Source organism: Rhodoglobus sp. G.S.4, from assembly GCF_056619605.1.
The window spans coordinates 87,359-101,707 of record NZ_CM152748.1; the positions used below are offsets into that span (position 1 = coordinate 87,359).

Below are 14,349 nucleotides of genomic sequence, written 5' to 3' on the forward strand. Positions count from 1 at the left end.
CTCAAATAAGACCAGCTTGGGCGATGAGCGTCGTCGCCACAGTCAGGTTGTTTCCCACTTCATCAAGGTGCATACCGCGAATCAATTCGGCGTCGAGCGGGTTCTCTCCATCGAGGGTTCCGACTCCCGCGACGAGTGGGTACTCCTTCACGTTGTCGAGAAAATGCTGTTGCGAAGTATCGCGCAAGAGAAAGCGGATGAAGTCGAGCGCGGCCTCGCGATGAGTGCTGGATTCCAGCATCCCGATCGTGGTCGGCATGAGGACGTCGCCGGGGTCCCCGGCTTCAAAGGAACTGTTCGCGGCGTCGATTGAGCCGCGCTCAGCGGCCATTTGGAGCGCGTAGTAGTGATTGACGAGCCCGAGATCGAGGTCGCCAGCCGCGATCGCTTCGACAATCTCATGGTTGCCGCTAAACAGCACGGGATCGTTGGCGGCGACGCCCTCCAACCACGTCCGCGTAGTCTCTTCGCCTTCCGTCGCAATCATCGAAGCGACGAAGGAAACGAAGGAACTGTGTGTCGGAGCAAGCCCGACTCGACCAGACCAATCGGGGCCGGTCAGTTCGTTGATGGAACGGGGGAGTTCACTCTCGCTGAGAAAGGTCGGGTTGTAGGCCATCACACGGCGTCGGGCAGTGACCCCGACCCACTCGTCATTGGCCCCCGAGATCCCTTCGGGAACCCGGTCAAGGATGTCGGCGGGAAGGCTCGCGAGCATTCCTCCATCGACGAGCGCGCCAATATAGACCGGGTCTTGAGCGAAGAAGACATCTGCCGGAGAGGCGTCGCCCTCCTGCAGGATTGTCGTCGCCAGCTCACCCGTGCCGCCATAGCGCGCCTCGACACTGACCCCCGTCTCGGCTTCAAATGCTTCCACGAGCGGGCGCACGTGATCCTCATTGCGTCCCACATAGACAACAAGCGTCGACTCGCTGTCGGAGGAATCGCTCTGGGCAGCGGCCACACCGCAGCCGGTGAGCGCGAGCACCGCTGCAAGAGCGAGTGCTGTGCGCTTCACCTGCCGAGATTGCGTGAAGCTCGTCACAGAAGTGGCACGACGATGAATGGCACAGAATCACTCGCCCTTAAGGTCTTTTCAAGGCTCGGGATGCGGCTGTCGACAATCTCATCAAGCTCGCCAAGAACAACGGTGGCCTGGTCTGACAGCCGCCCCAGAACATCAAAAGTGCCCGGCGTCGGCGCGGTGTCCGAGAGCTCGATGACGATTTCTGGAAGCAGCTTGATTTTCTCGTCGAGACCAGCTGCCATTTTGAGTGCATCGTTGTGGTTCTTGAGATCGGGATTCGTGAGCACTCGCTCGATGCGATCGAGGTCGGCGACGAGAGAGTCGATCGAGCTGGTGAGCTCGGCCGACTCTTCAATGCGCGAACGCACCATAGTCAGCTGCTCCCGAACCGACCGCGACACGGCAACACCGGTAGTGATGCGTTGCAAAACGTCACGAATGCGAATCAGGATGTCGTACTGCAGACCGAGGTCGGCATCCGTGGCATCTCCGCGTGGGTCGCGAACAACGGTGATCGTCTGCGACGCGGAGTGTTCTCCGTCGCTGAGTTCTGCCGTGTAGCGGCCTGGAGCTACGCGGGGGCCTGGAGAGTAGAGACCGCGAACACCGTGCTCATTGGGGAGGCCCAGGGCTGGCTCTGTGCGCAGATCCCAGACGAATGAATTGATTCCAGACGAGACGGTGAGTACATCCTCGATCGGAATCTCTCGAGCATCATCCTTTTTCGAGCTAAAGGTGCGGAGCGTCTCGCCCGTGTCAGAGCGGATCGTCAAGGTGAGTTGAGGTGACGAGGCATCGGCAAGAGTCGCAGGCACGAAGTACTGCAGTTGGGTGCCGTTAGGAGGATTCTTTCCTCCATCGAGCCAGACCGAGACGACGCGTCCGTCAGGCTGACGCTCGCGCGTGAAGGTAGCTCCTCCCAAGGGGACCCCGGGGAAGCCACCCATCCAACTACCTTCTCCGGGCATATCGAAGCCGTCTGGAGTCGGGTAGCGGTAGGTTAGCGGTGGCTCGCACAGCACGAGGGAATCGGTGTCATTGATGCGCGCAGCCTCACGGAACGGGGCAACGTCATCCAGAATCCAGAAGCCACGACCGTGGGTGCACGCAATGAGTTCGTGATCGCGGATCTTGAGGTCGTAGATGGGGACCGACGGCATGTTGCCGCGTAGTTCTGCCCACGAGTCTCCGCTATCCGTCGAGAACCACACACGGCGTTCGGTGCCCATGAAGAGCAAGGATGCGACCTTCGGGTCTTCACGTACCGTGCGAACCCACTCGCCCTCGGGTAACCCCGTTGTGATCGGTTCCCACGTCTGGCCGAAGTCGCGCGTGCGGAAGAGGAACGGGCGCGAGTCTTGAACGCGGTATGCGTGAACAGCCACATAAGCGGTACCCGCGGTGTGCTGAGAAACCTCGATGCGTGCAATCGTTGCCCACTCGGGAAGGCCCGCTGGCGTGATTTCGTTCCACGAAGTCCCGCCGTCGCGGGAGAGCTGAACCAGTCCGTCGTCAGTGCCGACCCACAGTTCGCCGGGAGTGAGGGGCGATTCGGCGAAGGAATAGATTGTGCAATACACCTCGGCGCCGGTGCTATCTCCCGAGATGGGACCGCCGGTGGGAACCTGCTTGCTCGGATCGTTGCGCGTGAGGTCGGGGCTGATCTGTTCCCAATCGATCCCGCCGTTGGGCGACCGGAACACACGTTCGCCCGCGACGTAAAGAACACCGGGATTGTGGGGCGAAAATTCGATGGGATACGTCCACCCGAATCGATGCTTAGCCTCCGCAGCCCCGACTCCCATGAAGTATTCGGGCCAGACTGCCACATCGCGCGCTTGCTCTGTCACCTGATCGAAACGCAACAAAGGACCTGGATGACCGAATCCTGCACCGCCGAGCATGACGTAGCGCGGGTTCGACCGGTCGAGCGCGACGTCGCCGGCTTCCGCCTCGCCGAGTTCGAGAGAGTCCGCCCAGCGGATGGCGCCCTTCCACGAACGAGAGGGAACGCGGATGCCCGAGTTGTCCTGTTGCGTCGCATACAGGTCGAAGGGGAATCGGTGATCAACGTCGAAGCGGTAGAGCTGGGCCGTGGCCTGGTTGTACACGGTGGACCACGTCATCCCGGCATTGAACGAGACACATGCCCCGCCGTCGTTGCCGTTGATCATGCGGTTCACATCGTTCGGGTCGATCCACAGATCATGGTTGTCGCCGTGTGGGGTCTGTACCTGCTGGAAAGTTCGACCGCCGTCACGCGACCGCCAAGCCCACGTGTTCATACTCCAGAGCGTGTCAGCTTCAGTGGGGTGGGCGATGAGGTGGCTGTAGTACCAAGGGCGGCCTTGAACGGAGCGCTCAGTGGAGATGTGTTCCCAGCTCAGGCCGTAGTCGTCGGAGCGGTAGATTCCACCCTGGTCGTCTCGCGCTTCAACGAGTGCCCAGACGCGACCCTCTTTAGCCGGGCTAGTGACAACACCCATGCGGCCTAGCAAGCCAGTGGCGAATCCGGAGTTAGCGGAAACCTCCTGCCATGTGTCACCTCCGTCGATCGAGCGCCAGAGCCCGGAGTCTTCTCCACCAGAGACGATGTCCCACGGGTGCCGAACGGCTTCCCAAATTGACGCGAAGATGATGCGCGGATTATGGGCGTCGATGATGAGGTCAGCGGCGCCTGCCTTGTCAGAAACGTGCAGCACGTGCTCCCACGACCGCCCACCATCGGTGGTGCGGTAAACGCCACGCTCGGCGCTAGGGCCAAAGATATCGCCGGTCGCCGCGACGAAGGCAACATCGGGGTCGGTGGGGTTGACTCGTACTTTGGCAATGTGCTTGGTTGCTTCGAGGCCAAGGTGATCCCAGGTGCGACCGCCGTCGACAGTGCGGTACACACCGTCGCCGGGCACCACGTTGTTGCGAGCATAAGACTCCCCCGTGCCAACCCAGACAACGTTGGAGTTGGATTCGGCAACGGCGATCGCCCCGATAGAGGCGGTGGCCAATTGGCCGTCGGTCATCGGGCGCCAGTTTTGGCCAGCGTCATCCGTTCGCCACACTCCACCGGAGCACGCACCCATCCAAAAACGGCGGTAGTCGGTAAGGTCGCCAGATACGGCAACGACCCGGCCACCGCGGGCCGGGCCTACGTTGCGCCAGCGCTGGGGAACCTCACCGAGAGTGTTAGAAAGTTCCTGCGTGGATGGGCTCATCATTTCTCCTCATATCGTGATGTCGGTGCCTGATGAACGCGAAAATCTGGCACGCGTGAACGGGAACATCGACGTGCTCGGTTGCCGTTCTACAGCGGTTTGATCTTTAAGATTACGCGTTCTGATTTGATCTGTTCGGGCACGTATGGCCGGTTGAAATAGCGCCACGCGAGGGTGTCGGCATGCGCTCGCGGCTCATCGCCGTACACGAACTCCACTACGGTGCCGCGGACTTCGGCGTACTCATAAGGGTTGTCCTTGTTGATGATGAGCACAACGACTCGGGGGTCGCGCTTCACGTTTGCGTACTTCGCTCGGTGAACCTCAGTGTTGATGATGATGTGCTCGTCATCACAGTCGACCCACATGACTTGGGCGCACGGCTGGCCATCTGCCTTGAGCGTGGTGAACGAGGCAAAGTTTGCGCCAGTGGCTAGTCCACGAGTTTTCTCGCTAAGCATTTCAGCCCTTTCTTACTTCACTCGGACTCGGGAGTCGAGCATCGCGTAAGCGAGGTCAACCAAGATGCTTGCAATGACGACAAAGAGTGATGCGAGCAGCATTGCGCCGATGATTACCGGCTGATCGCCTCGGTTGACGGAGTCAATCGCGAGACGGCCGATGCCGTTGATGCCGAAAATACGCTCGGTCACGACGAGGCCGCCCATTAGCACCGCGAAGTCGAGGCTGATCTGCGTGACGACGGGGGTGAGCACGTTGCGCATTCCGTGGCGGTAGACAACGCGGCCTTCGCGGATTCCCTTGCTGCGTGCCGTGCGGATGTAGTCCTCGCCCATGACGCTCACAAGCTGACTTCGAACAAGTCGCGCGTAGGTTGCAGCGGCGACAAAGCCAACCGTGATCCAGGGCAGGATGAGGTGCCTTGCCCACTCGAGCGGATTCTCAGTGAAGGGAACGTAGCCCGCGGCGGGGAAAAACGTAATTCCCATCACCGTCAGTAAGTAGAAGAAGACGTACAGCAGGAGCAGACCAGCGACGAACGTCGGCACACTCAGGCCGGTGAGAACGAAAGTCGTTCCTAGTTTGTCGCGCCACGAACCTGGCTTGCGGGCTGCGCCGATGCCGATGGTGACACCGAGACCGAGCGCCACAACGAGTCCACCGAGTGCGAGAGACGCGGTTGCAGGGAGTCGCCGCACGAGTGAGTCAAGAACGGGCTCTTTGTTGAAGTACGAGTAGCCGAGGTCGCCTTGGAAGAGACCCGAAATGAATAGCCAGTAACGCTCAAAGATAGGCATGTCGAGACCCAAACGCGCACGCACTTGATCGATTTGCTCGTTGGTTGCTTGAGGCCCGGCAATCGTCGCCGCTGGGTCATTCGGGGCAACGTAGAACAATAGGAACATAACGCCACTGATGGCGAAAAGCGTGAGGACTCCCGAGAGAACTCGGCGAGAGAGGAACCGGATCACTTAGCGATCTCCTTCTTCAGCTTCTTTATGCGACGCTTTTTCGCAAAGAGAGTTTGGCGGGGGTCAAGTGCGTCACGCACGGAGTCGCCAAGCAGGTTGAAAGCCAAGGTCACGGAGAGTAGAGCGGCTGACGGGAACACGAGCATCCACCAGGCGATCGTGTACATGCTGCCGGTTGATGCCGCGGCAAGCATGTTTCCCCACGTTGCAGTAGGGGGCAGTACTCCAAGTCCCAAGAAAGAGAGTGTCGCCTCAAAAACGATCGCTTGTGGGATAAGGAGAGTGCCGTAGACGAGAATCGGCACGACAAGGTTGGGAAGGACATCCACTCGCATGATTCGCCAGTTGGACGCGCCGAGAGACCGCGCAGCTTCCACAAATTCGCGCTCACGAATCGACAGCGTCTGACCGCGCACGACACGCGCAATGGGGGCCCACGAGAAGAGGATGATCACGATCACCGTTGTGCCGAACGACGGACCTACAAGGGAGACGAGCGAGATCGCGAAGAGCAACTGAGGCAGGCTGAGCGTGGTGTCCATGAGCCAGGTCAGAACAGTGTCGACCTTGCCGCGCATGAAGCCCGCGGTCATGCCGACAAGGGTTCCTATGCCGAGCGCACCTACGGTTGCAACGAACGCCACGATGAGGCTGAGTTGCGCGCCATAGATAAGCCGCACGAAGAGGTCACGGCCGAGGTTGTCGGCGCCTAGCAAGAAATCTGCGTTCGGTGCGGTGGGCAGCCCGGACGGCGTCAAGCCTTCTTTGCGGAATTGCTCGTCAGGACCGTGACCTACCCACGAAGCAATGAGCGGCGCCGCTATTGCGGAAATAATGACGAGCACGATGACCGCGGCAGACACCATTGCGGTGGGATCGCGGCGCAGCCTCGTCCACACAAGCTGGAACGGACTGCGGGCAGCAACTTCGTTGCCGCTTCTTGCCGCTTTCGCTGCGGCGGGATCGGCGAGAGTCTCATCGCCTGGGGGATCCACGGTTGGCTCAGACATCAGTGGGCCTCGTCAATCTGCATTGTCGACAATGCGGCAGCCTCTGCGGCGACATCGTCGAGGTGGGGTGCCGCTGCCAAGAGCGAGCGGGTGTATTCGTGGCTGGGAGAGCCATAGATCTGTTCAACCGGCCCGGTCTCAACGATCTTGCCGTGATACATCACTGCGACACGGGCGGCGATGTGTTCGACGACCGCGAGGTCATGAGCGATGAAGACATAGGTGAGCCCCAGCTCGCGCTGGAGCGAGCTGAGCAGGTTAAGAATCTGCGCCTGAATGGAGACGTCGAGAGCGGATACTGGTTCATCGCACACGATCAGCTTCGGATTCAAAGCGAGAGCGCGGGCGATTCCGATGCGCTGTCGCTGACCGCCGGAGAACTCGGCAGGGAACCGGTTGAAGTGCTCAGGGTTAAGCCCGACGATTTCCATGAGTTCTTGCACTCGCGCGCGCAGCGCTTTGCCATCCGCGATTTTGTGGATGACGAGCGGGTCAGCGATGATCGAGCCGACTCGACGTTGCTGGTTGAGGGACCCAAACGGGTCTTGGAACACCATTTGCACATCGCGGCGCAGGGTGTGGCGTTGCGCGGCGGTAAAGGTCGAAATGTCTTTGCCCTCAAACTCGATGGTTCCGCTGGAGAGCGGGATCAGCCCTGTGAGGGCGCGGGCCAAAGTGGACTTTCCGCTGCCCGATTCGCCAACGATGCCCAGTGTTTCACCGGCGCGGATGTCGAGACTCACACCATCTACCGCGGTGATCTTGTTGCGAGTGAGCCCGAGCAAACCTTTTCGAGCACCATCGAATTCGATGCGCACGTCAGAGATCCGGGCCAGTAGTGCGCCTGACTTTGCGGACTCGATCTCGGCGGCGGGCATAGCAGGCAGCACCACGGGGCCGGCAAATTCTGTCGGGAGGATGCAGTTGGATTTTTGACTGGGGGAGATAACGCGGGCTTCGGGGAATTTCTCTAAGCACGCATCCTGAACGAAAGCGCAGCGTTCGGCGAAGGGACAGCCGGGCTGATCTATCAAAAGGCTCATCGGCTGGCCAGGAATAGATTGCAGCTCCGTGCGCTGACTTCCCCCACGCGGCACCGATCCGAGCAGACCCTTGCTGTACGGATGATGCGGGTGTCCGAGCACTTCGGTGCGGGTTCCACGTTCAACGATTCGTCCGCCGTACATGGTGATGACGTTGTCTGCGACCCCTGCGACGACCCCAAGGTCGTGGGTGATCATCAGGATGGCAGTGCCGTGCTCACGCTGAAGATCTTTCATGAGGTCGAGTAGTTGAGCCTGCACCGTAACGTCGAGTGCTGTCGTTGGCTCATCGGCTACGAGGAGAGCTGGTCTGAGCGCTAGCGCGAGAGCGATCATGACTCGCTGACGCATGCCGCCCGAAAATTGGTGGGGGTAGTCATCGATGCGCTTGTCGGGCTCGGGAATGCCGACTTCGTCGAGCAGCTTGATCACGCGGGCGCGCACGTTCTTGGAGCTGCTGCGCTCATGGCGCTGAATGGCTTCTGCGATCTGCCACCCAATTCGGAACTGCGGGTGCAAAGACGACAGGGGGTCCTGGAAAACCATGCCGATCTGCGGCCCGCGGATTGCGGACAACTCCGTGGGATTCATCGTGAGAAGATCGCGACCATTGAGCAACGCGCGCCCCGTAACGTGCGCGCCGGCGGCAAGTCCGACCATCGCCTGGGTGCTAACGGACTTGCCAGAACCAGACTCTCCTACTACTCCGAGGGTCTGGCCGTGATCAAGTTCGAAGGAGATGCCGCGTACCGCATGCAGTGGACCATCACCGGTGTTAAACGTGACATCGAGATTCTCTACTGTGAGCAGCACGCGGCATCGCCCTCCAAACTGTTCGTGTTTATTTGCTACTGATGTGGTGAGGTGGGGCTAGTTACTGCTTGAGCCACACGTTGGCCATGTCGCCGTTCTTGGTCGAGGCCAAGAAGCCGAAACCACCGACCCGTTCCGAAGCGAACACCGGAGTGCGAGTGAAGGCAACGGGTACCCATGCAGCGTCAGTCGTCGCGATCTCATCTGCTTCTTTCCAACTCTTGCTGGCTTCAGCAGGATCGGTCGCGGCGAGAGCGTCATCGATGGCTACGTTGAATTCGTCGTTGTTCCAGCCACCGAAGTTGGCTGAGCCACCCTCGTAGTTGCGGCCGTCGAGCATCGGGACCAGGTAGGCGCGACCGTCGAGGTAGTCAGCACCCCACGCAGCGATTGCGATGTCCCACTCGCCCGCACGGGTGACGTCTTCGTTCAAGAGGAACTCACCGTAGAAAGCGTTCTGCGTGGTGACGCGGAGGTCAACTTCGAAACCACCGGCCTGAAGATCCTGCTGGAGGATCGCTGCGATGGATGCGTAGGGTTCCGTCTCGCGGTAGAGAACGCGAACCGGAACGTCGGTGCTGTAGCCGGCTGCTTCAAGAATTTCCTTGGACTTGGCCTGGTCGCCCTCCTCGGGAACATCCAAAGCGTTCGTCTGCGCGTCACCGAAAACCTCGGGAGGTAGGATCTGCGTAGCGATCTCAGCAAGACCCGGTCCACCGAGAGTCTGCTGGATTGCAGCACGGTTCACGGCGAAGTTGAGTGCCTGACGAACGTCAACGTTGGCGAATGCGCCGTCCGCGTTCGGGCTAAGCGTGTTGATTACGATGTAGGGGCGAATTCCGCCGCTGCCACCAATGACAAGACGCTCGTCGTTTGCGGCAAGCAACGCAGGAACTGCTGCGGTCGGCGTGACGGTGTCAGCCCACTGCATGTCTACGGTGCCAGCTTCAAGCTGCTGCTGAACGGCGGCAGCTTCCTGACCCATCGAGATCTCAACGGCATCGACGTATGCTTCACGCACGGTGTCGAGCTCGGCATCCCAGTTGGGGTTGCGCTCAAGCACGAGCTTCTCGTTCGGCGTGTACTCCGTGATCCGGTACGGGCCGCTGGAGATCATGTTTTGGCGCAGCTCAGGGGAGTCCGGCAGGTAGTCGAGATACTCAACTGGCTGCGGTGCCATGAAAACGCTGAGGGCGAGAATGCTGATGAAGTCCGTCGCCGGTTGCGTCAGCATGAAGGTCACGGTGTTGTCGTCCGTTGCTTGAACGCCCGCGATGTCGTTGCCTTCGACGTAGTCGCGGATAGCGTCAACGTCAGCAGCAACATCAGCGAATCCGGAGCAGTACGCTTCGAGTCCTTCGATCGTTGCGGTGTAGTACGACAGCGCGACGGAGGGCGATACCGGGTTGCAGATGCGCTTGACGGCGCGGACTACGTCGTCCGCGACAATCTCGCGAGCGCCGTCGGGTGCGTCGAAGTTGACGCCTTCCTGAATCTTGATCGTGTAGGTCATTCCGTCTTCTGAGATTCCGCCATTCTCCATGGTCGGAATTTCTAGAGCGAGGTCAGGAACGATCTTTGATGCACCTGCGTCTCCGTCGGGTAGGTCCGCGAAAAGCGAGCGCGTGATGAGGCGGTGCAGTTGCGAGTCCTGGGCGCTGTACGACGATGCTGGGTCCATGTAGAGAACATCGGCGTTCCCTGCAACGAGCAGCGTGCCGCCGGCGGTTGCGTCCGCGTTTCCCGATCCTGGCGTGGCTGCTGTGCAGCCCGCGAGCATCGCAAGCGGAACAGCCATGGCGAGGACCGCCACCGCCTTTGTGCTGAAGTGTTGTTTCATTGTGATTCCTCTCTTGCCTGTATGAGGCGTTCTCGAGCGTTGAGATTGTGGTGCTGGACTGGAGGCGTGCCTAGTTGGCGACGAGGTCGTTTGCGTGGGTGTTGATACTCGTAGTGCCGGTTTCTGTCATGAGGAACACGTCTTCGACGCGCACACCGACGCGGCCTGGCCAAAACACTGAGGGCTCAATCGTGAAGAGCATTCCTGGTTCGAGGGGGGTGTTGTCTTCCTCTGAGATGTACGGCAGTTCGTGCACGTCGAGGCCGATGCAGTGCCCTGTACGGTGGCGGAACCAGTCCCCGTAGCCCCCCTCTTCGATCACGGCACGAGTCGCGCGGTGCACGTCGCCACCTGTTGCGCCGGGAACCGCAGCTTGGCGGCCGGCTTCCTGCGCGGCAATAACGAGGTCGTACACGCGCTCGTATTCTTCGTTGGGAGTTCCGATGTGGATGGTGCGGCCGAAGTCAGAGCAGTAGCCCTGCGTGATCGCACCGAAGTCGAAACTCACGCCTGCTCCCGACTTGAGGGAATCGTTGGAGACGCGCACGCTGGCATCGCGGCTCAGTTCGGGACCCATGGCCCACACCCCTGTGTCGAAAGAGGCACCCAGAGAGCCGTGCTGGCGCATCCGAAGGTCGATTTCAGAGGAAAGCTCGAGCTCGGTGATTCCGGAGACAACCATTTTTTCGACGTCGGCGAAAACGTCATCCACGATCTTCGCGGACTGTCGCATGAGGGCGATTTCCTGATCGTCCTTGATGCGGCGGATCTGGTTGATGATGGTGTCGGCGACCACAAAGTCAGCATCAGGCTTGTGGTTACGCAGTTCGATCGTGGTCTCTGCCCAGCTGCGCCCGCTCAGTGCGATTCGGTTGACGGCATCCGCCTCGTGTCCGCAGCTTTCTTGGCCGGGGCGAGCGCCCATGGCGACCGTGTTTGCCTTGCGCGTGTAGCTGTCGAATGCCTTGCGGAAAATTTCGCCCCCGTCGTCGTCTTCATTCGCCGTCATGACCTCACCGGCAATGCCATCGGGGAGGTCGAACTCCTGGAAGTGGCGAGTGAGAACGAAGAGCGGGTCATTGCCGGGGGAGATGAAAGCTCCCGAGATCCAGTGGTTGGTGTATCCAATGTTTCCGAACGAAGGAAGACGGCGACCAAGCCCAGTGAAGTACTCAAGGTCGGACTGCGATGCAGGCAGGAAGACGACATCGATGTTGGACTCGTCGAGCTTGGTCCAGAGCTTGGAAAGGCGCTGGGAGTAGTCGAATTCGATCTTTTCCATCATGGACGTAACGCTCGTTTCTTTTCGGTTGACGACACAGCGGTTGGGGTGCTGGAGGAAGGGTGGAGCCTGAGTGTCGTTGACAGGCTTCTCGCCGGGGCTTGGTGGCAGCGACGTGGCAGCGAGGGGAGTGCTAACGCCTGCGGTAAAGGTGGGCGTGCATCGCTGGCGGCGGCGCTCACGGCGACCCGACGATTGGCGGTGGGTATGCCAAGCGTCATGAGCTGCTCCTTCATTGGAAATGCTGTGGGGGGTCTGCGTGCGTGCTGGGTCACGAGGTGCTGCGTTGAGAGCGCGCGACAATGCTCAGTCAGGGCGCGCCGACGGATGCCGCAGCGCTCTCGGTGGCGTGGATTTCGGCACCAAACTGAGCGATCACTCGTTCATATTTTTCACTGTACCGGAAAATTCGTCATTTGAACACTAGTTCGCAAAGCGAACAAATTGAGCTACGCAACAGCGTAACTACGGGGGTCTTCTGGCGCTTAACGACGTGCGAAGAGAGCACGCGCCGGTCGGGGCGGAAGCGCAACGGCGCGACGATGACCACATCGTGAGCTCGGGACTGCGGAGAAGAGGCGAAGTCGGCGTTGAGCGCACAGCACTGAGATGTGATCTACGGGCAATCGGGGCGCGACACTGGGCTCGCGCCCCGATTGGTGCGTGGTGGGTGGTAATTCAGCGGACGTGGGCCAGCTGAATTGGCACGTTTAGGACGCCGTGCTTGCCTCGTGCTGGCGACGACGCGCCGAGCGCCAATCACGGTTTGCGAGAGCAGCGACTGCGACCGTCGCGATAGCTAGGACGGCAACGACGAGCCATTCGGATTCACCATTACCGCCGTCGGGTTCAAGCCCGATGAGCATCTCGATCCACGTCGGTTGGACCAGCGTAGCGACGGTGAGGGCGCCAAGTACAAGAGCAGCAACGACCTCTATGCGAGCCCTAATCATAATTTCCTACTTTCTTCTCATCGATGACACACACCATGTGCGAGACCGCCGACTGTACCAACCTCGGCGCGTTCCTTGACCGCCGTTAGGCAGAAGCGTCAAGGATGTCGACGTCCGAACGGTCGCCGAGCAACTCCCACCGCTGAAGCGAAAACGGCACGTTTCCGTTGAGCCACACGTAGTCGTGGAACTCGCGGGTTGAGAAGGCGTCTTTCTGCTGGTTGATGGCATCCGTCATCATGCGAATGAGCAACATCTTGCCCACGTGGTACGACATGGCCAGTCCCGGTGTCGCGATGTACATCGACGATTCGTCGAGTGCTGTTTCGCGGTCCATGGGAACCAGATCAACGAAGAACTGTGTCGAGTCGTGAACGCTAAACTCACCCGTTGCCAGGCTCACGTCAGCGATGACCCGTAGGCTGCGCAGGCGGTTGAAGTTGTGAATGACCTCTTCGGAGTGCGGCGAATCGGTGAAGAGCCCAGCCAGCATCATCATCTCTTCGTTGTAGAACGCGATTCCCTCGTTCGCCGCAGAGTCGTAGTACCGGCGACGGAGTGGGTTCTCGTGGCGCGATGCCAGCGCGAGCTGCTGGTAGTGCGCGCCCTCGTGCACAATGCCGAGTCGAGGGTCGCGTGCGTTCGCGGCGTAGAAGTAGGGCAGTCCCGGAGTCGGGTCGGGAGAGTAAGAAATGCCGTCCATGTCGACACGCTGCTCGCTCGTGAGGTCGTCGGTCACGCCCAACCAGCGCAAGGGCTTTACGTACTCCGGCAGAGCGCCGACGAGGTAGTGCCGCAAGCTATCCGGCTGGCTCAGGAGGTTCTCGGACTCGTAGAAGTCGCGAACCTGCTGCTCTTGCTCTGCCTCGCGAGCGACCTGTGCGCCTACGTTCTCCGACAGCTTGTCGGCGGCCAGATTGCGGTAGCGGTTCGTGACGATCGTTTCGGAAACCACAGCTCGCTGGTAGTCCTGGCGCGCAGCGCGAACCAAGTCTTCTGGCTCGGCCGCGACGAGCGCGACATTGCGCAAGAACCAAACGAACTTGTCGCGCCCCACTGCCTGATCCGGTGCCATTGAATCAGCGTTGGCTTCAAGCCATTCCCGGAAGGCGCCGAGTGCTTCGGCGGCGGCCGGGGTTACGCTGCGGAGTTCCTCGAGCACCGCGGCATCCACAAAGCCCTCAAGCTTCTCTACCGTGTCGGCAAACTGAGCCCCGGCGTCTGCAAGCATTTCTGCGGCAACCTTGGCGAGGGTGCTCACACCGGCGCGAGCGAGGTTCTCTTGAGCGGTGGCGACCTGCGAAGGGATTGCCTTGGCAACGGTCAGCAATGCCTGCTGGCGTTCGGCAGAAAACGGCGGCACCTGAAGCAAGCGATCAAAGAAAGGGCCGAGAATCTGGCTCGTCAGGAAGACGGCGTCCTTTTCCCAGTTGCGCAGGGTGTCAATATCCCATGTCACACGAGCCAGTGACGAGCCGACCAGTCGGTAGTCGACCTGAACAGGAACGGGCTCTGCGCTTACGTCGAGAGCTGCCCAGCGCGCATGGAAATCCGTGTACCGGCTGCGGATGTCGTCGATAGCGGCAATGCTGAACTGCGGCACCCAGTCGGCGCCGCGGTCGACGCGCGGAATGTCGTCGCCGGTGTGGAACGCTGTTGCGTTACGCCACTTCCATACTTCGGCGCCTAATTGTTGTACGGCGTCGTGTCCCATGTGATCTCCTTTGACGAGCTCA

At 60.3% G+C, this 14,349-nt stretch carries 10 protein-coding genes; all 10 read right to left on the bottom strand.

Going from position 1 to position 14,349, the window contains the following annotated elements; all coding sequences use genetic code 11:
• Position 1: 1 nt before the first annotated feature.
• The 10 genes from AC061P_RS00455 to AC061P_RS00500 all read right to left on the bottom strand — a co-directional run bounded on the left by AC061P_RS00455 (position 2) and on the right by AC061P_RS00500 (position 14,327).
• Complete coding sequence (locus AC061P_RS00455) at positions 2 to 1,018, bottom strand: extracellular solute-binding protein (protein WP_480391540.1); 1,017 nt, start codon at positions 1,016 to 1,018, stop codon at positions 2 to 4.
• A 23-nt stretch (positions 1,019 to 1,041) separates the two neighbouring features.
• On the bottom strand, positions 1,042 to 4,242 hold the full coding sequence (locus AC061P_RS00460) for a WD40/YVTN/BNR-like repeat-containing protein (protein ID WP_480391541.1): 3,201 nt from the start codon (positions 4,240 to 4,242) through the stop codon (positions 1,042 to 1,044).
• A gap of 86 nt (positions 4,243 to 4,328) precedes the next feature.
• Positions 4,329 to 4,700 (bottom strand): TIGR03618 family F420-dependent PPOX class oxidoreductase, encoded by a 372-nt coding sequence (locus AC061P_RS00465; RefSeq protein WP_449647954.1) that lies wholly within the window; start codon positions 4,698 to 4,700, stop codon positions 4,329 to 4,331.
• 12 nt (positions 4,701 to 4,712) lie between these two features.
• The gene (locus AC061P_RS00470) at positions 4,713 to 5,672 is read right to left on the bottom strand and encodes an ABC transporter permease (protein ID WP_449647955.1); all 960 of its coding nucleotides are present in this window, start codon (positions 5,670 to 5,672) and stop codon (positions 4,713 to 4,715) included.
• The gene (locus tag AC061P_RS00475) at positions 5,669 to 6,682 is read right to left on the bottom strand and encodes an ABC transporter permease (RefSeq protein WP_480391542.1); all 1,014 of its coding nucleotides are present in this window, start codon (positions 6,680 to 6,682) and stop codon (positions 5,669 to 5,671) included. The genes AC061P_RS00470 and AC061P_RS00475 overlap by 4 nt, the downstream gene beginning before the upstream one ends.
• On the bottom strand, positions 6,682 to 8,538 hold the full coding sequence (locus tag AC061P_RS00480; RefSeq protein ID WP_480391543.1) for a dipeptide ABC transporter ATP-binding protein: 1,857 nt from the start codon (positions 8,536 to 8,538) through the stop codon (positions 6,682 to 6,684). Before AC061P_RS00480 ends, AC061P_RS00475 begins: the two co-directional genes overlap by 1 nt.
• 61 nt (positions 8,539 to 8,599) lie before the next feature.
• The gene (locus AC061P_RS00485) at positions 8,600 to 10,378 is read right to left on the bottom strand and encodes an ABC transporter substrate-binding protein (RefSeq protein ID WP_449647958.1); all 1,779 of its coding nucleotides are present in this window, start codon (positions 10,376 to 10,378) and stop codon (positions 8,600 to 8,602) included.
• Positions 10,379 to 10,448: 70 nt separating this feature from the next.
• The gene (locus AC061P_RS00490) at positions 10,449 to 11,663 is read right to left on the bottom strand and encodes a M24 family metallopeptidase (protein ID WP_480391544.1); all 1,215 of its coding nucleotides are present in this window, start codon (positions 11,661 to 11,663) and stop codon (positions 10,449 to 10,451) included.
• A gap of 707 nt (positions 11,664 to 12,370) precedes the next feature.
• Positions 12,371 to 12,613: a hypothetical protein gene (locus tag AC061P_RS00495; protein WP_449647960.1), complete on the bottom strand. Its 243-nt coding sequence runs from the start codon at positions 12,611 to 12,613 to the stop codon at positions 12,371 to 12,373.
• 85 nt (positions 12,614 to 12,698) lie between these two features.
• Positions 12,699 to 14,327, bottom strand: coding sequence for a DUF885 family protein (locus AC061P_RS00500; protein WP_480391545.1), 1,629 nt, complete (start codon positions 14,325 to 14,327; stop codon positions 12,699 to 12,701).
• Positions 14,328 to 14,349: the final 22 nt, after the last annotated feature.